This window comes from Pseudomonas vranovensis DSM 16006 (genome assembly GCF_000425805.1).
GTDB classification, from domain to species: Bacteria; Pseudomonadota; Gammaproteobacteria; order Pseudomonadales; family Pseudomonadaceae; genus Aquipseudomonas; species Aquipseudomonas vranovensis.
This window is the reverse complement of record NZ_AUED01000002.1, coordinates 352,848-372,658: the sequence shown is the minus strand read 5'-3', so window position 1 is coordinate 372,658 and position 19,811 is coordinate 352,848. Positions and strand designations below refer to the sequence as shown.

At 62.3% G+C, this 19,811-nt stretch carries 17 protein-coding genes; 11 read left to right on the top strand and 6 right to left on the bottom strand.

The window, feature by feature from the left end:
- Positions 1-84: 84 nt before the first annotated feature.
- Positions 85-438, top strand: coding sequence for a YkgJ family cysteine cluster protein (locus H621_RS0105695; protein WP_028942441.1), 354 nt, complete (start codon positions 85-87; stop codon positions 436-438).
- 3 nt (positions 439-441) lie between these two features.
- On the opposite strand, the gene dadR is transcribed toward H621_RS0105695, so the two are convergent.
- Positions 442-930: a transcriptional regulator DadR gene (gene dadR / locus H621_RS0105690; RefSeq protein WP_008366790.1), complete on the bottom strand. Its 489-nt coding sequence runs from the start codon at positions 928-930 to the stop codon at positions 442-444.
- A gap of 156 nt (positions 931-1,086) precedes the next feature.
- Between dadR and dadA the strand changes: the two genes are divergently transcribed.
- The 6 genes from dadA to H621_RS0105660 all read left to right on the top strand — a co-directional run bounded on the left by dadA (position 1,087) and on the right by H621_RS0105660 (position 7,184).
- Complete coding sequence (dadA, locus tag H621_RS0105685; RefSeq protein WP_028942440.1) at positions 1,087-2,388, top strand: D-amino acid dehydrogenase; 1,302 nt, start codon at positions 1,087-1,089, stop codon at positions 2,386-2,388.
- Complete coding sequence (locus H621_RS0105680) at positions 2,360-2,713, top strand: RidA family protein (protein WP_028942439.1); 354 nt, start codon at positions 2,360-2,362, stop codon at positions 2,711-2,713. Before dadA ends, H621_RS0105680 begins: the two co-directional genes overlap by 29 nt.
- A gap of 96 nt (positions 2,714-2,809) precedes the next feature.
- Positions 2,810-3,883 carry an alanine racemase gene (alr, locus tag H621_RS0105675; RefSeq protein WP_028942438.1) on the top strand — a complete coding sequence of 358 codons (1,074 nt, stop codon included), beginning with the start codon at positions 2,810-2,812 and terminating at the stop codon, positions 3,881-3,883.
- Between the two features lie 108 nt (positions 3,884-3,991).
- A complete protein-coding gene (locus tag H621_RS0105670; protein WP_028942437.1) occupies positions 3,992-4,540 on the top strand; it encodes a cupin domain-containing protein in 549 nt (182 codons plus the stop codon).
- Between the two features lie 139 nt (positions 4,541-4,679).
- Positions 4,680-5,102: a c-type cytochrome gene (locus H621_RS0105665; RefSeq protein ID WP_028942436.1), complete on the top strand. Its 423-nt coding sequence runs from the start codon at positions 4,680-4,682 to the stop codon at positions 5,100-5,102.
- Positions 5,103-5,276: 174 nt separating this feature from the next.
- Positions 5,277-7,184: an acetyl-CoA hydrolase/transferase C-terminal domain-containing protein gene (locus tag H621_RS0105660; protein WP_028942435.1), complete on the top strand. Its 1,908-nt coding sequence runs from the start codon at positions 5,277-5,279 to the stop codon at positions 7,182-7,184.
- A 65-nt stretch (positions 7,185-7,249) separates the two neighbouring features.
- On the opposite strand, the gene xpt is transcribed toward H621_RS0105660, so the two are convergent.
- Positions 7,250-7,822: a xanthine phosphoribosyltransferase gene (xpt, locus tag H621_RS0105655; RefSeq protein ID WP_028942434.1), complete on the bottom strand. Its 573-nt coding sequence runs from the start codon at positions 7,820-7,822 to the stop codon at positions 7,250-7,252.
- 63 nt (positions 7,823-7,885) lie between these two features.
- A complete protein-coding gene (gene rep / locus H621_RS0105650; RefSeq protein WP_028942433.1) occupies positions 7,886-9,895 on the bottom strand; it encodes a DNA helicase Rep in 2,010 nt (669 codons plus the stop codon).
- 265 nt (positions 9,896-10,160) lie between these two features.
- Here rep and H621_RS0105645 point away from each other — a divergent pair, with 265 nt between their 5' ends.
- The gene (locus H621_RS0105645) at positions 10,161-11,825 is read left to right on the top strand and encodes a putative bifunctional diguanylate cyclase/phosphodiesterase (RefSeq protein ID WP_028942432.1); all 1,665 of its coding nucleotides are present in this window, start codon (positions 10,161-10,163) and stop codon (positions 11,823-11,825) included.
- A gap of 71 nt (positions 11,826-11,896) precedes the next feature.
- Here H621_RS0105645 and H621_RS0105640 read toward each other — a convergent pair whose 3' ends face one another.
- Entirely contained in the window at positions 11,897-13,288 is a 1,392-nt protein-coding gene (locus H621_RS0105640) for a NorM family multidrug efflux MATE transporter (RefSeq protein WP_028942431.1), read from the bottom strand.
- Between the two features lie 155 nt (positions 13,289-13,443).
- Here H621_RS0105640 and H621_RS0105635 point away from each other — a divergent pair, with 155 nt between their 5' ends.
- Positions 13,444-14,361: a LysR substrate-binding domain-containing protein gene (locus H621_RS0105635; protein WP_028942430.1), complete on the top strand. Its 918-nt coding sequence runs from the start codon at positions 13,444-13,446 to the stop codon at positions 14,359-14,361.
- Between the two features lie 42 nt (positions 14,362-14,403).
- Here the strand turns inward: H621_RS0105635 and hglS are convergent, their stop codons facing one another.
- Together hglS and H621_RS0105625 are read right to left on the bottom strand one after the other, a co-directional pair.
- Positions 14,404-15,801 (bottom strand): 2-oxoadipate dioxygenase/decarboxylase HglS, encoded by a 1,398-nt coding sequence (hglS, locus tag H621_RS0105630; protein ID WP_028942429.1) that lies wholly within the window; start codon positions 15,799-15,801, stop codon positions 14,404-14,406.
- Positions 15,802-15,881: 80 nt separating this feature from the next.
- Positions 15,882-16,793 carry a LysR family transcriptional regulator gene (locus H621_RS0105625; protein WP_028942428.1) on the bottom strand — a complete coding sequence of 304 codons (912 nt, stop codon included), beginning with the start codon at positions 16,791-16,793 and terminating at the stop codon, positions 15,882-15,884.
- Between the two features lie 135 nt (positions 16,794-16,928).
- Between H621_RS0105625 and amaB the strand changes: the two genes are divergently transcribed.
- Positions 16,929-18,419 carry an L-piperidine-6-carboxylate dehydrogenase gene (gene amaB, locus H621_RS0105620; RefSeq protein ID WP_028942427.1) on the top strand — a complete coding sequence of 497 codons (1,491 nt, stop codon included), beginning with the start codon at positions 16,929-16,931 and terminating at the stop codon, positions 18,417-18,419.
- Positions 18,420-18,523: 104 nt separating this feature from the next.
- On the top strand, positions 18,524-19,810 hold the full coding sequence (amaA, locus tag H621_RS0105615) for an L-pipecolate oxidase (RefSeq protein ID WP_028942426.1): 1,287 nt from the start codon (positions 18,524-18,526) through the stop codon (positions 19,808-19,810).
- Position 19,811 lies beyond the last annotated feature (1 nt).

The following is a 19,811-nucleotide window of genomic DNA, read 5'->3' as shown; positions in this document are numbered from 1 at the left end:
ATTGACGCAGGATAAGCTGCGCTTTCGGCACCGGGCAACCATGGGGCAAAATAGCGTCTTTCCCCTTCTTCGCCGCAGGCCGCCATGAGTTGCAATAGCCACAAGATCCGTTTCCTGCGCGACCAGATCCCGTCCTTCGAGTGTATCCCGGGCTGTCACGACTGCTGCGGGCCGGTGACCACGTCGTCCGAGGAAATGGCCCGCCTGCCGCGCAAGAGCGCTGCCGAGCAGGAGGCCGCCCTCAACGAACTGAACTGCGTACACCTGGGGCCCGAAGGCTGCACGGTGTATGAAGAGCGGCCGCTGATCTGCCGGCTGTTCGGTACTAGCCCGCGCCTGCCATGCCCCAATGGTCGTGGGCCAGCGCAAATGATTGATCCCCAGGCCGAGAAACTGGTGCACCAGTACATCGCCAGCACCCGCCAGGTGCTGGTCTGAGGCTCAGTCTGGAATGGGCAGGTTGAGGCTCTCTTTCACCTCTTCCATGACGATGTAGCTCTTGGATTCGCGCACGTGCGGCAGCTTGAGCAGGATGTCGCCCAGCAGCTTGCGGTAGGAGGCCATCTCCGAGATCCGCGCCTTGACCAGATAGTCGAAGTCGCCCGAGACCAGGTGGCACTCCAGCACATGGGGGAGCTTGAGGACGGCGCGGCGAAACTCCTCGAATGTATCGCCCGACTTGTAGTCCAGGCTGATCTCGACGAACACCAGCAGGCTGCCCTTCAGGTGCTGCGGGTTGAGCCGGGCGTTGTAGCCCATGATGATCCCTTCGCGCTCCAGGCGCCGCACCCGCTCGGTGCAGGGCGTGGTCGAGAGGCCGACTTTCTCACCCAGTTCAGTGAATGAAATACGCCCATCCGCCTGCAGGATACGCAGGATATTGCGGTCGATCTTGTCCAGTTCACGCTTGCTTTGGTGCTGGGTTCTCATAGTGGATGCCCCTCCGTAAAAGCCAACCTTGCCGAGAATTCTCGCCAAATATAGGCTTTTATATAGTGAAAAGCACTGCCCATACCTTCCTATACTGCGCCCATCTACGCCATTAACAACAAATGTCAGCGGTACGCTGCGTCGAGGGTAATCAACATGCGAGTTCTGGTACTTGGTAGCGGTGTGATCGGAACCGCCAGTGCTTACTATTTGGCACGGCAGGGATACGAAGTGGTCGTGGTCGACCGTCAGCCAGCAGTTGCCATGGAAACCAGCTTTGCCAACGCCGGCCAGGTCTCGCCAGGCTATGCCTCGCCCTGGGCTGCGCCGGGCGTGCCTCTGAAGGCCATCAAGTGGCTGCTTGAGCGCCATGCGCCCCTGGCCATCAAGGCCACCGCCGATGTTGATCAATACCTGTGGATGGCGCAAATGCTGCGCAACTGCACTGCCAGCCGCTATGCCGTGAACAAGGAGCGCATGGTACGTCTGTCCGAGTACAGCCGTGACTGCCTCGACGAACTGCGCGCCGAAACCGGCATCGCCTACGAAGGTCGCACCCTGGGTACCACCCAGCTGTTTCGTACCCAGGCGCAACTGGACAATGCTGCCAAGGACATCGCTGTTCTGGAGCAATCCGGTGTGCCTTACGAGCTGCTCGACCGCGACGGCATCGCCCGCGTCGAACCTGCGCTGGCCAACGTTACCGACATTCTGGCCGGCGCGTTGCGTCTGCCTAACGACCAGACCGGCGACTGCCAGCTGTTCACCACGCGCCTGGCGGAAATGGCAATCAAACTGGGCGTCGAGTTCCGCTTCGGCCAGGACATTCAGCGCCTGGACTTCGCAGGTGATCGCATCAATGGTGTGTGGATCGATGGCAAGCTGGAGACCGCCGACCGCTACGTGTTGGCGCTGGGCAGCTACTCGCCGCAAATGCTCAAGCCACTGGGCATTCGCGCACCGGTCTACCCGCTCAAAGGTTACTCGCTGACCGTGCCGATCACCGACCCGGCCATGGCACCGACCTCGACCATTCTCGATGAAACCTACAAGGTCGCGATCACCCGTTTCGACAACCGCATTCGCGTTGGCGGCATGGCCGAGATTGCCGGTTTTGACCTGTCGCTGAACCCGCGTCGACGTGAAACCCTGGAGATGATCGTCAACGACCTTTATCCTCGCGGCGGCGACCTGAGCCAGGCCAGCTTCTGGACCGGCTTGCGTCCGACCACCCCGGACGGTACGCCGATCGTGGGCGCCACGCCGTTCCGCAACCTGTTCCTCAACACCGGCCACGGTACGCTGGGTTGGACCATGGCTTGCGGTTCCGGTCGCCTGCTGGCTGACCTGATGGCGCGCAAAAAGCCGCAAATCAGCGCCGAAGGCCTCGATATTTCGCGTTATGGAAAACACCAGGAGTCTGCTAAGCATGCCAGTCCAGCGCCAGCTCACCAATGAGCGTATGAGCCAGATCGTTACCCACAACGGCACCGTCTACCTGGCGGGCCAGGTGGGTGACGACATGAATGCCGGCATCGAACAGCAGACCCGTGAAACCCTGGCCAACATCGAGCGCCTGCTGGACCTGGCAGGCACCGACAAAAGCCGCCTGCTGTCGGTGACCATCTACCTCAAGGACATCGATGCCGATTTCCAGGGCATGAACGCGGTGTGGGACAAGTGGCTGCCCAAAGGCGTCGCACCGGCCCGTGCCACCGTCGAAGCCAAATTGTGCGAGCCGGAAATCCTCGTTGAGCTGTCGGTGGTCGCTGCATTGCCGTAACCCGCAATCCCTCACCCGGTGCCGCTGGCGGCCCACAAGCTGTAGTTGTGCACCGGGTTTTTTACTTCTAACCAGACTGCCCAGAAGGCTGCCGCCATGCGTCCCGCCCGTGCCCTGATCGACCTCCAAGCCCTGCGTCACAACTATCAACTGGCCCGCGAATTGTCCGGTGCCAAAGCCCTGGCCGTGATCAAGGCCGATGCCTATGGCCACGGTGCCGTGCGCTGCGCCCTGGCGCTGGAGCAACAGGCCGATGGTTTCGCCGTGGCCTGCATCGAGGAAGCGCTGGAACTGCGGGCTGCCGGGATCAAGGCGCCGGTGTTGCTGCTCGAAGGCTTTTTCGAAGCCAGCGAACTGGAGCTGATCACCCGGCACGACTTGTGGTGTGTGGTGCATTCGCTGTGGCAACTGGAGGCAATCGAGCAAGCCCGGATCAACAAACCGATCACCGTGTGGCTGAAAATGGACACCGGCATGCACCGGGTTGGACTGCATCCGAAGGACTACCAGGGCGCCTACCAGCGCCTGTTGGCCAGCGGCAAGGTGACCCGCATCGTGCTGATGAGCCACTTCGCTCGCGCCGACGAACTCGACAGCGCTGCCAGCGCCGACCAGGTGGCGGTGTTCCAGGCTGCTCGTCAGGGCCTGAGTGCCGAAGTCAGTCTGCGCAACTCGCCGGCCGTGCTCGGCTGGCCGAACATTCCCAGTGACTGGGTGCGCCCAGGCATCATGCTCTACGGCGCCACCCCGTTCGAAGTACCCCAGGCCGATGCGGCGCGCCTGCAGCCGGTGATGACCCTGCAATCGCGGGTGATCAGCGTGCGCGAGTTGCCGGCCGGTGAGCCGGTGGGCTACGGCGCCAGATTCATCAGCCCGCGCCCCACCCGGGTGGGTGTGGTTGCCATGGGTTATGCCGACGGTTACCCACGCCAGGCGCCGACGGGTACACCTGTACTGGTGGCCGGCAAGCGCAGCCAACTGATCGGCCGGGTGTCGATGGACATGCTCTGCATTGACCTGACCGATGTGCCGGACGCCGGTGTCGGCAGCCCAGTGGAGCTGTGGGGCAAGAATGTATTGGCCAGTGATTTGGCCATGCAGGCCGGAATGATCCCTTACCAGATCTTCTGCAACCTCAAGCGCGTGCCATTGGACTATATCGGCGATTGAGGCGCCAAAGCGGACAGGCTGCGGGTCGAAGTGTTGTAAATACTGAACGCTGTTGCCATGATAACGTTCAATTTCGACCCCACTCGTTCGTTTAGGAGGGCTCCAGCATTGGACGTCGGTGAACGACTGCAAGCCATTCGCAAGCTCAAGGGCCTGTCTCAGCGTGAACTCGCCAAACGGGCGGGCGTAACCAACAGCACCATCTCGATGATCGAGAAGAACAGTGTCAGCCCTTCGATCAGTTCGCTGCGCAAGGTGCTGGGCGGTATTCCGATGTCCATGGTCGAGTTCTTTTCCGAAGAGCTGCAACCGGAAAATCCCACGCAAATCGTGTACAAGGCCCACGAGCTGATCGATATCTCCGACGGCGCAGTGACCATGAAATTGGTCGGCAAGGCGCATCCGAGTCGGGCTATCGCCTTTCTCAACGAAGTCTACCCACCGGGTGCCGATACCGGCGAAGAGATGCTCACCCACGACGGTGAAGAGACCGGCATCCTGCTCGAAGGCCGCCTGGAACTGGTGGTGGGGCTTGAAACTTTTATCCTCGAAGCGGGCGACAGCTACTATTTTGAAAGTACCAAGCCGCACCGCTTTCGCAATCCGTACGACGAGCCGGCCCGTTTGATCAGCGCAGCGACACCGGCCAACTTCTAAGGTGCAGCACGCGGCGGATTGTCGCGGCTAAGACCCTTTGGACTCTAGGGTTGTTTCGGTGAGGCAGGGTTCCCGTTATACTTGCGCCGCCTGCGAAACCGTGGCCGCGGGCGTGACTAGCCACCATGAGGGTGTACGTGTGAATCTAATCAAGAAAATGCTGGCCGTACCAGCTGCCGTATTGGCCCTTTGGGCAGTCAGCGCACAAGCTGCGACCAACGACGACATCGCCAAACGACTGGAACCGGTTGGCCAGGTGTGTGTACAGGGTCAGGAATGCAAGGGGATGGAAGTCGCTGCCTCCGCAGGTGGCGGCGGTGCCAAAACCCCGGACGAAATCATCGCCAAGCACTGTAACGCCTGTCACGGCAGCGGCCTCTTGGGCGCGCCGAAGATCGGCGACACTGCCGCCTGGAAAGAACGTGCCGACCACCAGGGTGGTCTCGACGGTATCCTGGCCAAGGCAATCACCGGCCTTAACGCCATGCCGCCAAAAGGCACCTGCGCCGACTGCTCGGACGACGACCTGATGGGCGCCATCAAGAAGATGTCCGGCCTGTAAGCCTCGACGCTTGCCAAACAAAGCCCGCCTAGCGCGGGCTTTGTTGTCTTTGCCTGTAGGCGCGGGCTTGCCCCGTGATGAGCCCCGTCGCCTGCGCAGCGATTTAAGCACTGGCCTGTGAAGCAAACACGGGGCATGCTCGGTCGAACCTGCAAGGACGACCAGGAGGCGCACATGACGCTCGATTGCTCGATTGAGAAGGCCGTGGACGAAGTGCTGGCGCGATTGCCGGCGCATATCCACATGGGCTTGCCGCTGGGATTGGGCAAGCCCAATGCATTCGTCAACGCGCTGTATGCACGGGTCCGCCAGTTGCCCGAGCGTCAGCTGACGATCTACACCGCCCTGAGCCTGGGCCGCCCCGATCTGGGCGACGGCTTGCAGCGGCGTTTTCTCGAACCCTTCATCGAGCGCGTGTTCGGCGACTACGAAGAGCTCGCCTATCTGGACGACCTGCGCAAGGACCGGCTACCGGCCAACATCCGTGTCGAGCAATTCTTCATGCAGCCCGGCAGCTTGCTGCACAGTGCTACCGCCCAGCAGGACTACGTCAGCAGCAACTACAGTCACGCTGCCCGCGACATCAACGCCAAGGGCCTGAACCTGGTGGCCCAGCTGGTGGCGCAAGACGCCCAGCACCCGGATCACCTGAGCCTGAGCTGCAACCCGGATATCACGCTCGACCTGCTGCCCATGATCGTCCGCCGACGTGCCGCCGGTGAGACCATCCTGCTGTTGGGCCAGGTTCACGCCGAGTTGCCCTACATGCCAGGCGCCTGCGAGCTGCCCCGCCAGGACTTCGACCTGTTGGTCGACAGCGCCGAGTACAGGCGCCTGTTCTCGACCCCTAACATGCCGGTGACCACCCAGGACCACTTCATCGGCCTGCACGCCAGCGCCCTGGTACGCGATGGCGGCACCTTGCAGATCGGCATTGGTGCCATGGGCGACGCTCTGACCGCTGCGGTGCTGGCACGCCAGGCCGACAGCGAGGCGTACCAGGCATTGCTGGCGGACATCGACCTGCAACCCTGGCGCGCACTGATCGAGCGCGAAGGCGGTATCGCCCCTTTCGCCCAGGGGCTTTATGGTTGCAGTGAAATGTTCGTCAATGGCCTGCTCGCGCTGCTGGATGCAGGCATTATCCGGCGTCCGGTGTATACCGATGAAGTACGCCAGCAGGCGGCCAACGAGGGCCAGCTGGATGACTCGGGCGTGCTGGTACATGGTGGCTTCTTTCTTGGCCCCAGGGCGTTTTACCAGCGCTTGCGCGAGATGTCGCCGATGGCGCGAAAACGTATTTCGATGAGCGCCATCAGCTACATCAACGAACTGTACGGCCAGGAGCCGCTCAAACGTTTGCAGCGCCGCGACGCGCGCTTTATCAACACCGTATTCACCATGACCCTGATGGGCGCCGGTGTAGCCGACCAGCTGGAAGACGGGCGGGTCCTGAGCGGCGTGGGTGGCCAGTACAACTTCGTTGCCCAGGGCCATGCCCTGGAGGGCGCGCGCTCGATCCTGCTGCTGCGCAGCTGGCGCGAAGCGGGCGGGGTGGTCAGCTCCAACCTGGTCTGGGATTACGGTCACTGCACCATTCCCCGGCATTTGCGCGACATCGTCGTCACGGAGTACGGCATTGCCGACCTGCGTGGGCAGACCGACGCGCAAGTGATTGCAAGGCTGCTGAGCATTTCGGATTCACGCTTTCAGCCTGAATTGATCGAGCGAGCGCAAAAGGCCGGCAAGCTGGCCAAGGACTTCCGGCTTGATCCGCGCTTTGCCGAGAACACTCCGCAGCGCTTGCAGCAGATACGCGACCAGCATGCGCGGTTGTTTCCGGAGTATCCGCTGGGCAGTGACTTCAGCGCTGAAGAACGCGATTTATTGCGTGCGCTGAACTGGCTCAAGAGCAAGTTCAAACTGAGCGAGGTGTTGGAGCTGGGCAAGGCGGCACTGGATGCTCCGGCGCCTGAAGCGTATCCGGCGCAGTTGGCGAGGATGGGTTTGGTGCAGCCACAGGGGCTGAAGGAGGAGGTGTATCAGCGTTTGCTGCTGGCGGGATTGAAGGCTACGGCTTGAAGGTTTTTCGCGGGGCAAGCCCGCTCCCATGAGGTAGGAGCGGGCTTGCCCCGCGATCAACGTGATCACTCGATGAACGTAACCACACCCTCTTTGAGCGACTTGACCCGAGCCAGCGACTCAACGCGGTAGCCCTGGCTGTCCAGTTCGGCGCGACCGCCCTGGAACGACTTCTCGATGACGATACCCAGGCCAGCAACGGTTGCACCGGCTTGCTTGATGATCGAGATCAGCGCCTGGGAGGCTTTGCCGTTGGCCAGGAAGTCGTCGATCACCAGCACGCGGTCGCTGCTGTTGAGGTGGCGTGGAGAGATTGCCACGGTGTTTTCAGTCTGCTTGGTGAAGGAGTACACCGAGGCGGTCAGCAGGTTCTCGGTCAGGGTCAGCGACTGGTGCTTGCGCGCGAAGATCACCGGTACACCCAGCTTCAGGCCAGTCATCACCGCCGGGGCAATGCCGGAGGCTTCGATGGTGACGATCTTGGTGACGCCGGAGTCGGCGAACAGACGGGCGAACTCGTCGCCGATCAGTTGCATCAGCGCAGGGTCGATCTGATGGTTGAGAAACGCATCGACTTTGAGAACCTGATCGGAAAGCACGATGCCTTCTTCGCGAATCTTCTGGTGCAGTGCTTCCACTGTGGTAATTCCTCGATGTAGCAAGAGTGGCCACGGCAATACGCCGCAGCAAAGGTTGATTATCTAACGTTTGAGCATGGCGCGGATATCGGCCAGTGCATTATTGCCGCGAGCGGCTTTCACTTCCGTCGGTGCATCATCCAGGCCTTCCCAGGCCAGGTCGTCATCGGGCAGCTCGTCGAGAAAACGGCTCGGCGCACAATCGATGATCTCGCCGTATTGCTTGCGCTTGGCTGCATAGGTAAACGCCAGGGTCTGGCGCGCGCGGGTAATGCCCACGTAGGCCAGGCGCCGTTCCTCTTCGATGGTGTCGGCTTCGATACTGGAACGGTGCGGCAGAATCTCTTCTTCCATGCCCATGATGAACACGTAGGGGAATTCCAGACCCTTGGAGGCGTGCAGGGTCATCATCTGCACACCCTCGGCACCGTCTTCCTCTTCCTGCTGGCGCTCGAGCATGTCGCGAAGCACCAGCTTGCCGATGGCTTCCTCGATGGTCATGCCACCGTCTTCGTCCTTCTCCAGGGTGTTTTTCAACGCCTCGATCAGGAACCAGACGTTGCCCATGCGAAAGTCCGCGGCTTTGTCGCTGGAGCTGTTGGTACGAATCCAGTTCTCGTAGTCGATGTCCATGACCATGCTGCGCAGGGCGGCGATCGGGTCTTCCAGCGCAACCTGCTCGCGTACCCCGTCCATCCAGCGCTTGAAGCGTTGCAGGCGGTCGGTAAAGCGGCTGTCCAGGTGCTCGCCCAGGCCCAGCTCCTCGCTGGCGGCATACATCGAAATCTTGCGCTCGGTGGCGTAGTTGCCGAGCTTTTCCAGGGTGGTCGAGCCGATTTCACGGCGTGGTACGTTGATCACCCGCAGGTAGGCGTTGTCGTCATCCGGGTTCACCAGCAGGCGGAAGTAGGCCATCAGGTCTTTCACTTCCTGGCGGCCGAAGAAGCTGTTGCCACCCGAAAGACGATACGGCACCTGGTGGTGCTGCAGCTTCAGTTCGATCAGCTTGGCCTGGTAGTTGCCCCGGTAGAGGATGGCGAAATCGCTGTAGGGGCGGTCGGTGCGCAGGTGCAGGCTGAGGATCTCCATGGCCACGCGCTCGGCCTCGGCTTCCTCGTTCTTGCAGCGGATCACGCGGATTTCATCGCCGTGGCCCATCTCGCTCCACAGCTGTTTCTCGAAGGCGTGGGGGTTGTTCGAGATCAGCACGTTGGCGCAGCGCAGGATGCGGCTGGTGGAACGGTAGTTCTGTTCGAGCATGACCACCTTCAGGGAGGGGTAGTCGTCCTTGAGCAGCATCAGGTTTTCGGGCCGCGCACCGCGCCAGGCGTAGATCGACTGGTCGTCGTCACCCACCACGGTGAACTGGTTGCGCGTACCGATCAGCATTTTCACGAGTAGGTACTGGCTGGCGTTGGTGTCCTGGTACTCGTCTACCAGCAGGTAGCGCACCTTGTTCTGCCACTTTTCCAGGATGTCGGCGTGTTCTTCGAACAGCTTGACCGGCAGCAGGATCAGGTCGTCGAAGTCCACCGCGTTGAACGCCTTGAGCGTGCGCTGGTAGTGGGCATAGACGATGGCGGCGGTCTGCTCCTTGGGGTTACGGGCCTTTTCCAGCGCTTCGGGTGGCAGGATCAGGTCGTTTTTCCAGGCGCCGATCATGTTCTTGATCTCGTCGACGCCGTCGTCGCCCGAGTATTCCTTCTGCATGATGTCGGTCATCAGGGCTTTTACGTCGGTCTCGTCGAAGATCGAGAACCCCGGCTTGTAGCCCAGCCGTTCATGCTCCTTGCGGATGATGTTCAGGCCCAGGTTGTGGAAGGTCGACACGGTCAGGCCGCGGCCTTCGCCCTTGCGCAACAGGGTACCGACCCGCTCTTTCATCTCCCGCGCGGCCTTGTTGGTGAAGGTCATGGCCACGATGTACTGCGCACGAATACCGCAGTTCTGCACCAGATGCGCGATCTTGCGCGTAATCACGCTGGTTTTGCCGGAGCCAGCACCGGCGAGCACCAATAGTGGGCCGCCGACGTAGTTCACGGCTTCTTGTTGCCGGGGGTTGAGTCGGGACATGACAGAAACCGGGGTCGCTAGAAAAATAGCCGCGCATTTTAGCAGGGGTAGAAAGATTCTGCCGCGACCGTCTGACAGTGTGACGTACCACTCGATCTAAATTTGCCGCTTTTGTTACTTTCCCGCAGGATGCGTGGCGAAACCTGCGGGATGTCGGCAATGGAATGGCATGACTTCAAGTGAAAATCATTTTCACTAATGGTTTAGGATGAGCCTCCTCGCTGCCCATTGTCATTTGACTGTGCCTACGTCCTAAGGAGCCAGCTTGTCCACGCCTGTCGAACCCTTGCGTTTGCTCTTGCTGGCTGATGAGCCCGAATGGGCTGCGGCATTGCGTGATTGCCTGGTACCGCTGGCGGGCAGTGCAGTGGTATTGACCGCCCCGAACTGGGACGCTGTCGACAGCTTGTTTGCCAGTGACCGCCATGCGGTAGTGCTGGCCACCCCGACACTTCAACCGGCCCCCGGGCGTTGCATCTTGCCGATGGTGCTGTTGCTCGACCACGAGCCGCCGGTGGCACCGCCGGGTGTCAGCGACTGGCTGGCACTCGACCACCTGACCCCTGATACCCTGCGCCGCTGCCTGCGTCATGTGCGTGAGCGCGGTGTGCTGGAAGCGACCCTGCAACGCTTGGCCGAACAGGACCCGTTGACCGGTATCGCCAACCGCCAGGGGTTCCAGACCCTGCTGGCCGCACGCCTGGCCGACAACGAGGGGCGCGGCGTGGCGCTCGGTCACCTGGACCTGGACAACTTTCGCCATGCCAACGACGCGCTGGGCCACCAGGCCGGCGACCGGCTGATTCTCCAGGTGGTCGGGCGGCTCAAGAGCCAGCTCGAAGCGGGGGACCAGGTCGCCCGCCTGGGCAGCGATGAATTTGCCTTGTTGATCGACACGCGCCGCGAACCCCAGCGCGCCGAATGGATGGCTGAACGCATTACCGAGGCCCTGGCCGAACCCTACTGGGTCGACGGCGAGAGCCTGTTGATCGGCTGCAGCCTGGGCGTGGCCCATGCCCGTGCCCAAGGCGGTGCCGACCCCTTGATGTGGCATGCGCACATTGCCATGCAGCAGGCCAAGGGTACCCAGGGCTGCACCTTCCATATCTTCAACGAGCGAATCAACCGCAACGCCCGCAGCCTTGCCGATCTGGAAAGTGAGCTGCGCCGCGCCCTGCGCCGTGATGAGCTGGAGCTGCACTACCAGCCACGGCTGGACCTGGCCGACGGCCACATCGTCGGCCTGGAGGCGCTGGTGCGCTGGCGCCACGCCGAACGGGGGTTGTTGCCACCGAGTGAGTTCGTGCCGCTGGCCGAGCAGAGCGGGCTGATCGTGCCCTTGGGCTACTGGGTGATTTCCCGGGCCCTGCGCGACATGCAAGCGCTACGGGAACAAGGCCTGGCGCCGCTGCACATGGCAGTGAACCTGTCGTTTCGCCAATTTCAGGACAGCCAGCTGCTGGCAACCTTGAGCCGGTTGATCATCGAACACGGCGTTGATGCGCGCTGGCTGGAGTTCGAGTTGACCGAAACCGCGGTGATGCGCCGCAATGACCTGGTCAAGCAAACCATGGATGCCCTCGGGCGCCTGGGCGTGCGCTTCTCCCTCGACGACTTCGGCACCGGCTTTTCATCGTTCGTCCACCTCAACAGCCTGCCGATCACCTTGCTCAAGGTCGATCGCAGTTTTGTCGGTGGCATGGAACAGCGAGAAGAAAACCGCAAACTGGTCCACGCCATGATCAACCTGGCGCACAACCTCAACCTGGAAGTGGTCGCCGAAGGCGTGGAAACGCCGGAGCAGATGGCCTTGCTGCGCAGCTATGGCTGTGACCAGGTTCAGGGTTTCCTGATCAGCCGGCCGTTGCCGATCGACGAACTGATGGCGTTTTTGTTGAGCGGAGCAGGGCAGCAGTCGGTGGCGCTGTAGGCTCCGTCGCCGGCAACGCGGGTTCCCACAGTGGATCAATGTGGGACCCTGCGTTGCCGGCGATCAGTTGCTCAAGTCAGCGAAGCCGTCGCCTTGTTCACTTTTCCGGCATGGCCAAGCAACCGCTTCATTCGCCACTCGAACGCCAGCGTCAAACTGATCGCCGCACATGCCAGCCCCGATGCCAGTCCCCACCAGACCCCCACCGCGCCCATGCCCAGGGTAAACGCCAGCAGCCAGGCCGCAGGCGCGCCGATCACCCAGTAGCAGAACAGCCCGACCAGGAAGGTGGTCTTGGCATCCTTGAGGCCACGAATCGAGCCCATGGCGATGGTCTGCACGCCATCGAACAGTTCGAACCACGCAGCAACCATCAGCAGGCTCACGGCCAGTTGGATGATGTCGGCGAAGGCGGGGTCATCGTGATCGAGGAACAGCCCCACCAGCGGATCCGGCAACAGCCAGAACAGGATGGCGAACCCCAGCATCATCGCCGCCCCGAAGCCGATCCCCACGCGCCCGGCGTGACGGGCGCCGAGCAGATTGTTGGCGCCGTAGTAGAGCCCCACCCGCATGGTCACCGCGTAAGACAATCCCGCTGGAATCATGAATGCCGTCGAGACAATCTGCAGGGCGATCTGGTGGGCCGCCAGTTCAGTGCTGCCGAGCACGCCCATGCACAGCGCCGCGAAGGCGAACAACCCGACTTCGACGGTGTAGGTGCCGCCAATGGGCAAGCCCAGGCGCCAGAGTTCACGCAAGGCCGGCCACGACGGGCGGCTCAGGCCCTGGCGGATCGGGTAGGGGGTGTAGGCCGGGTGCCAGCGGATGTACAACGCCATGGCTATCGCCATGCAGTTGGCGACGACGGCGGTGACCAGGCCTATGCCTACCAGGCCCAGTTTTGGCAGGCCGAACATGCCCTCGATCAATGCATAGTTGAGCAGGAAGTTGGCCACGGTACCGATCAGGCTGATGACCATTACCGGCGTCGAGCGGCCGATGGCGCTGGTAAAGCCGCGCAGGGCCATGAAGCTCAGGTAGCCGGGCAGGGCCAGCGGCAGCAGGAGCAGGAACTGGGCGGCCGATGCGACGTTTTCCGGGCTCTGACCGAGCAGCAACAACACCGGCTCCAGGTTCCACAGCGCCAGCGCCGCCACCAGCGCCATCGCCCAGGCCAGCCACAGCCCGGCCTGGGTCAGGCGGGTGGCGCCGGCAATATCACCGGCCCCCTTGCGAATGGCCACCAGGGTCCCCACGGCCGCGATCACTCCCAGGCAGAAAATTGACACGAACGAATAGCTGGCTGCGCCCAGGCCACCACCGGCCAGCGCCTGGGGGCTGATGCGGGCCATCATCAAGGTGTCGGTCAGCACCATCAGCATGTGGGCCAACTGCGAGGCGATCAATGGACCGGCCAGGCGCAGCAGTGCCTTGAGTTCATGAGTGGGTGCAGCCTGCATTGGATCGTCCTTTCTGACGCGGTATGAGGGAAAGTCTCGGATTCTGGGCTTTTATGTGCGTCTCCACAAAAGGATAAAAACGATCATTGGCATGATTAAAACTCATGCTGGTATGATCCCGATGACCCTTTCCCGGTTTACCTGGACGCTTTCCCATGTCTCGTCGTTTACCGCCCCTGTACGCCTTGCGGGCTTTCGAAGCCGCTGCCCGGCACAGCTCGTTCACCCGTGCCGGGGATGAGTTATCGATTACCCAAAGTGCGGTCAGCCGGCATATCCGCACCCTTGAAGAGCACTTCGCCTGCCGTTTGTTTGTGCGCAATGGTCGTAGCCTGCAACTGAGCGAAGCTGCCCGGTTGCTGCTGCCGGGTGTTCGCGAAGGGTTCGCCGCGCTGGAGCGGGCTTGCAACACCCTGCGCAGCGAAGACGACATCCTGCGCATGAAAGCTCCCTCGACCCTGACCATGCGCTGGCTGCTGGCCCGGCTCAGTCGCTTTCGTCACCTGCAACCGGGTAATGAGGTGCAGCTCACCAGTGCCTGGATGGATGTCGACCATGTGGACTTCAACCACGAGCCCTTCGATTGCGCCGTGCTGCTGGGCGATGGTCACTTTCCACCGGATTGGGAAGTGGCCCGGCTGTTTTCCGAGTTGCTGATACCGGTGGGCGCGCCTGAACTGCTCGATGAAGGCCCGTGGGATGTCCGGCGCCTGGCCGGGGTCGAACTGTTGCACCCGACTCCGGACAAACGCGACTGGCGCGCCTGGCTGGCGCGCATGGGGCTGACCGACAAGGTCTCGCTCAAGGGCGGGCAGGTATTCGATACGTTGGAGCTGGGGATGATTGCTGCAGCACGGGGCTATGGGGTGTCGATGGGTGATCTGCTGATGGTGGCCGAGGACGTGGCCCAGGGCCGCTTGAGCCTGCCCTGGCCGACAGCGGTGGCCAGCGGCCTGGACTATTACCTGGTGTGGCCGAAAACTCGGCCGGGTGGGGAGCGTTTGCGGCGGTTGAGCGATTTCTTGCAGGGGGAGGCCGATGCCATGGACCTGCCGAAGGTGGAAATTCTCTGACGGTGGGGCGACTGACTGTGGAGCCGGTGCGTTGTGGATTGTTCAAAAACCAGCCAGCTCCAGAGCCTGGGCACACGCCTGCAATGATCGCTGCTCGCTCTGTGCATACAACGCCAGCTCATCCTGTACGGTCTTGCCCAGCGCCTGCTCAAAGGCATCTCGATTGGCATTGCTGCCGTATTCGCTCTGGGCATCGTCACCCAGGTTGGACTGGAAGATCCCCGCAGCGCTGACCGGCAAAAAGTCTTCATACACCAGCGCTTCGAAATGCACGTGCCCGGCGTCGATCAGGTCATCCAGCGAGGTGGGGCGTCCAGCATCGCCGCGCGCCGCCATGCCGCCCTCGGTCGCAAAGTAGCGGAAATACGCCAACCCTTGCTCACGCATCTGCGCCAGGTCGTCCGGGAAGGCCTGAAAGCTGTCCTTGAGCAGGCTCATGTAGCGTTCGGCATTGGTCTCGGCGGGTACGCCACCCAGTGCCTCGCGGGCGGCATCGAGCAGTTGGTCGTACAACTGGCGGCCTTTAGGGGTTAGCGCTGCACCGCGTTGTTCGATTTCGCCGAAACGCGCGGTATGGCTGCCGCCGGCGTCCCCTAGCTGGTCACTGAACGCAACGTGTTCCTGCAGGGCCTTGAAGCTGGTCTGGCGTAGCAGGATCGGGCAGCGACGTGGCGGCGGGCCTTCGATCACGGCCTTGGGTGGAATGCCCTTGGCCGGCATGCCCAGCTGGATGGCGTCGATGTCCAGGGTGCGCGGTGTCAGGTGGTTGATATGCGGGCCCTTGAAGGCCACGACGTCGGCAATCAGGCGGTGCTGGTCGTGCAGTTGCTGGTACTGCTCGGCTGTCACGGTGGCGTCGTGGTGCCAGCGGAAGGTGTGCAGTGCCTCATCGACAAACGTGCGGGCGTCATCGGCGTTCAGGCCGCCTTCATGCTCGAACTGCTGGATCAGCTCCAGCGCTCGCGGGGTGAAGATCTGCCGCTTGGCGAGGATCACGCGGGACAGTTCGCGCAAGGCCGGGTTGTCGATCAGTTCCAGGCGCAGCAGCGAGGTGAACACCCGGAACGGGCTGATGTGCAGCGACTGTTCGTGTATCGCGCGAAACGCCGTGGAATGCACGGGCACGCCGGCCGAGCTCAGGTCGTAGTAACCCACCGGCTGCATACCCATGACCGCGAACAGGCGGGCGATGGTGGCCAGCTCTTCGGCAGTGCCGACACGGATGGCGCCGTGGCGTTCCTGGTCCAGGCGCTCGATCTCGCCGGTCCAGCGCAAGGCCTGGGCAACCGCCGGTTGCTGGGTCATCACCTGTTGGTTGATCTCGCTCACCAGCTCCAGCAGCGCGCCGTAGAGCGGCACCTCTTGCTTGTACATGAGCGACATGGCGGCGGAGAACTGCGCGCGAATGCTGTCCGGGCTGACGAAATCTTGAGCGGGCATCGAAAGCTTCCTGGTGAGTGGGCACCCCTACATGAAAGCGAGGAATGCACTGCTCCCGCAAGCGAAAAAAAGTCGATCAGTCATTCCGTTATTTCGTGATCTTGGGGCGCGAGTTCAGCGCCGACCCAGTCGACCAGTGCGCGTACCTTGGGCACTTCGGCGGCATGCTCGGCAAAGGCCAGGAAATGCGCGCCGCTGCTGCGCATGCTGTGTTGCCAAGGCACCACCAGCTTGCCTTCGGCCAGTTCCTGGGCCACCAGGTAGCGCGGCACCAGCGCCACGCCGCAGCCAGCCTGGGCAGCGCTCAGGCTCATATAGAAGGTATCGAAGCGCGGGCCGTGATAGCTGTGGGCCGAATGCAGCCCCTGCTCGAGGAACCATTCATGCCAGGCTTCGGGACGCGAGGTGCTTTGCAGCAGCACAAGCTCGGACAGCTCGTTGGCGTCCTTCAAGGCACGGCCCTGCAACAGCTCCGGCGCGCACACCGGCAGCACGTCCTCGCCGAACAGCTCGACACAGGTCGCCCCTGGCCAGGTGCCCTGGCCGTAGAAGAACACCACGTCGGCCTTACCCTGGAGCAGGGCGAAGGGTTCCATCTCGTTGCGGATATCCAGGTGGATGTTCGGGTGGCGTTTACCAAACCCCTTGAGGTGCGGAATCAACCAGCGCACGCCAAAGCTCGGCTGGGTGGCCACCTTGAGCACTTCGGTCTGCTGGCCGTAGGAGAGGATGTAGCGGCTGGACATGTCTACCTGGGTGAGAATCTTGTTGACCTCGGCCAGGTACAGCGCGCCTGCTGGTGTGAGTTGCAGCCGACGGCGAATCCGCAGGAACAGGTGATGGCGCAGCATTTCTTCAAGTTGCGCCACCTGTTTGCTGACCGCGCTCTGGGTCAGGTGCAGTTCTTCGGCGGCGCGGGTGAAGCTCAGGTGCCGGGCGGCGGCCTCGAAACACTGCAGGGCGGCCATCGATGGCACCAGTCGTTTGGACATAGCGGTCTCTGAACAGGTAGATCATTACCTGGCGGAATGATATGCAGAATAAAGGTCGTTTGTTGCGCCAGAGTGATCGGATTAATACTGATCCGGATCACTAATTCAACCACTCATCGCATGCAGGAGAAGAAAATGGTTGATGGACTGCTAGACCGCCTCGGTGTCCCGGCCAACGCCTACACCCACGGCAACCATCCCGTTCACACCCCTATCGATGGCAGCGCGATTGCCTCGGTGCACCTGGAAAGCAAAGCCCAGGTCGTGGCCAAGATCGACAAGGCCGAACAGGCATTCCAGGCCTGGCGCAATGTGCCGGCACCGCGTCGCGGTGAGTTGATCCGCCTGTTCGGCGAAGTGCTGCGCCAGTACAAGGCAGATCTCGGCGAGCTGGTGTCCATCGAAGCCGGCAAGATCACCCAGGAAGGCCTGGGTGAAGTGCAAGAAATGATCGACATCTGCGACTTCGCCGTTGGCCTGTCGCGCCAGCTTTACGGCTTGACCATCGCCTCCGAGCGCCCGGGCCACCACATGCGTGAAACCTGGCACCCGCTGGGTGTGGTCGGCGTTATCAGCGCCTTCAACTTCCCGGTTGCAGTCTGGGCGTGGAACACCACCCTGGCCCTGGTGTGCGGCAACGCCGTGGTGTGGAAACCTTCGGAGAAGACGCCGCTGACCGCCCTGGCGTGCCAGGCGCTGTTTGAAAAAGCCCTGAAAGCCTTTGGCGACGCGCCAGACGGCCTGAGCCAGCTGGTCATCGGTGACCGAGACGCCGGTGAAGCCCTGGTCGATGACCCGCGCGTACCGCTGGTCAGCGCCACCGGCAGCACCCGCATGGGGCGCGAAGTCGGCCCGCGCGTGGCTGCCCGCTTTGGCCGCAGCATTCTCGAACTGGGTGGCAACAACGCCATGATCCTGGCCCCGAGTGCCGACCTGGACCTCGCTGTGCGCGGCATCCTGTTCAGTGCTGTCGGTACTGCCGGCCAGCGTTGCACTACCTTGCGCCGCCTGATCGTACACCGCTCGATCAAGGACGAAGTGGTGGCGCGGGTCAAAGCCGCCTACGCCAAGGTGCGCATTGGCGATCCACGCAAAGACAACCTGGTCGGCCCGCTGATCGACAAGCCATCGTTCAACGCCATGCAGGATGCCCTGGCCCGTGCCCACGACGAAGGTGGGCAAGTATTCGGCGGCGAGCGCCAACTGCAGGAGCAGTACCCGAACGCCTACTACGTGTCTCCGGCCATTGCCGAGATGCCGGCGCAGAGCGCGGTGGTGCGTCACGAAACCTTCGCACCGATCCTCTACGTACTGGCCTATGACGACTTTGAAGAGGCCCTGCGCCTGAACAACGAAGTGCCACAAGGCCTGTCGTCGTGCATCTTCACCACCGACCTGCGTGAAGCCGAGCGCTTCCAGAGTGCTTCGGGCAGCGACTGTGGTATCGCCAACGTCAACATCGGCACCAGCGGCGCAGAAATTGGCGGCGCCTTTGGCGGCGAGAAAGAAACCGGTGGTGGTCGAGAGTCGGGCTCCGATTCCTGGAAGGCCTACATGCGTCGGCAGACCAACACGGTGAACTACTCCCGTGAGCTGCCGCTGGCACAGGGGATTGTGTTCGACTGATTGGCGTATTAATCGCGGGGCAAGTCGAGACGTCGCACCGCCGCTCCTACGGTAGGAGCGGGCTTGCCTTTCGACATTAACAAGAACAATGAAGGAAGCCGGCCATGCCAGAGCTGCGTCAACAATGTCTGTGGGAACACGTCACCAGGCTCGCTGCGCCGGTCGACAAGCTGGCCACCGAACTCAAGGCCGACGTCTGCATCATCGGCGGCGGCATCACCGGCCTTAGTGCCGCGATTCACCTGCTCGAAGCGGGCAAGTCGGTCATTCTGCTGGAGGCCTGGAACATCGGCCACGGTGGTTCCGGTCGCAACGTCGGCCTGGTCAATGCCGGCACCTGGATTCGCCCCGACGACGTCGAAGCCACCCTCGGCCAGAAGCAAGGCAGCCGCCTGAACAAGGTGCTGGGCGAAGCGCCCGCCGAAGTCTTCGCCACCATCGAGCGCCTGGGCATCGACTGCCAGGCACACAACACCGGCACCTTGCACATGGCCCACAACGCCACCGGCGTGGCCGACCTTGAAGCTCGCCATGAACAGTGGAGTCGACGCGGCGCCGACGTCGAACTGCTCACCGGTGCGCGCTGCGAGGAATACTGCGGTACCGACAAGATTTCTGCCGCGCTGCTCGACCGCCGCGCCGGCACCATCAACCCCATGGGCTACACCCAGGGCCTGGCCGCCGCAGTCACCCGCCTTGGTGGGCAGATTTTCCAGCAGTCGGCTGTCGAAGGGCTGGAGCGCGAAGGACGCGGTTGGCGGGTAAGAACCGCCAAGGGCTCGGTCAGCGCCGACAAGGTTGTGATCTCCACCGGTGCCTACACCGAAGGCGACTGGACCACCCTGCAAAAGCACTTTTTCCGCGGTTACTACTACCAGGTTGCGTCGGTGCCGCTGCAAGGCGAGGCCGCCGACAACGTCCTCAGGCACGGCCAGGGCTCATGGGACACCCGTACCGTGCTCAGCAGCATCCGCCGTGATGATGAGGGTCGCCTGCTGCTCGGCAGCCTGGGGCGGGTCGACAACAAGCCCAACTGGTTTATCCGCAGCTGGGCCGACCGCATCCAGCATCACTACTTCCCGCAATTGGGCAAGATCGAGTGGGAAATGCACTGGACCGGTTGCATCGACTTCACCCCCGATCACCTGATGCGGTTGTTCGAGCCGGCCCCGGGCCTGGTCGCGGTTACCGGTTACAACGGGCGGGGCAACACCACCGGTACGGTGATCGGCAAAGCCTTTGCCCAGTTCCTGCTGCAGGACAACCCGGATGCCTTGCCGATTCCATTCTCGGCAATGAAGCCGGTGTCGGCCCCGGCGCTGCGCACCGGCTTCTACGAAACCGGGTTCTCGCTGTATCACGCCGGCCAGTGCCTGCGCGTGGTGTTGTAGG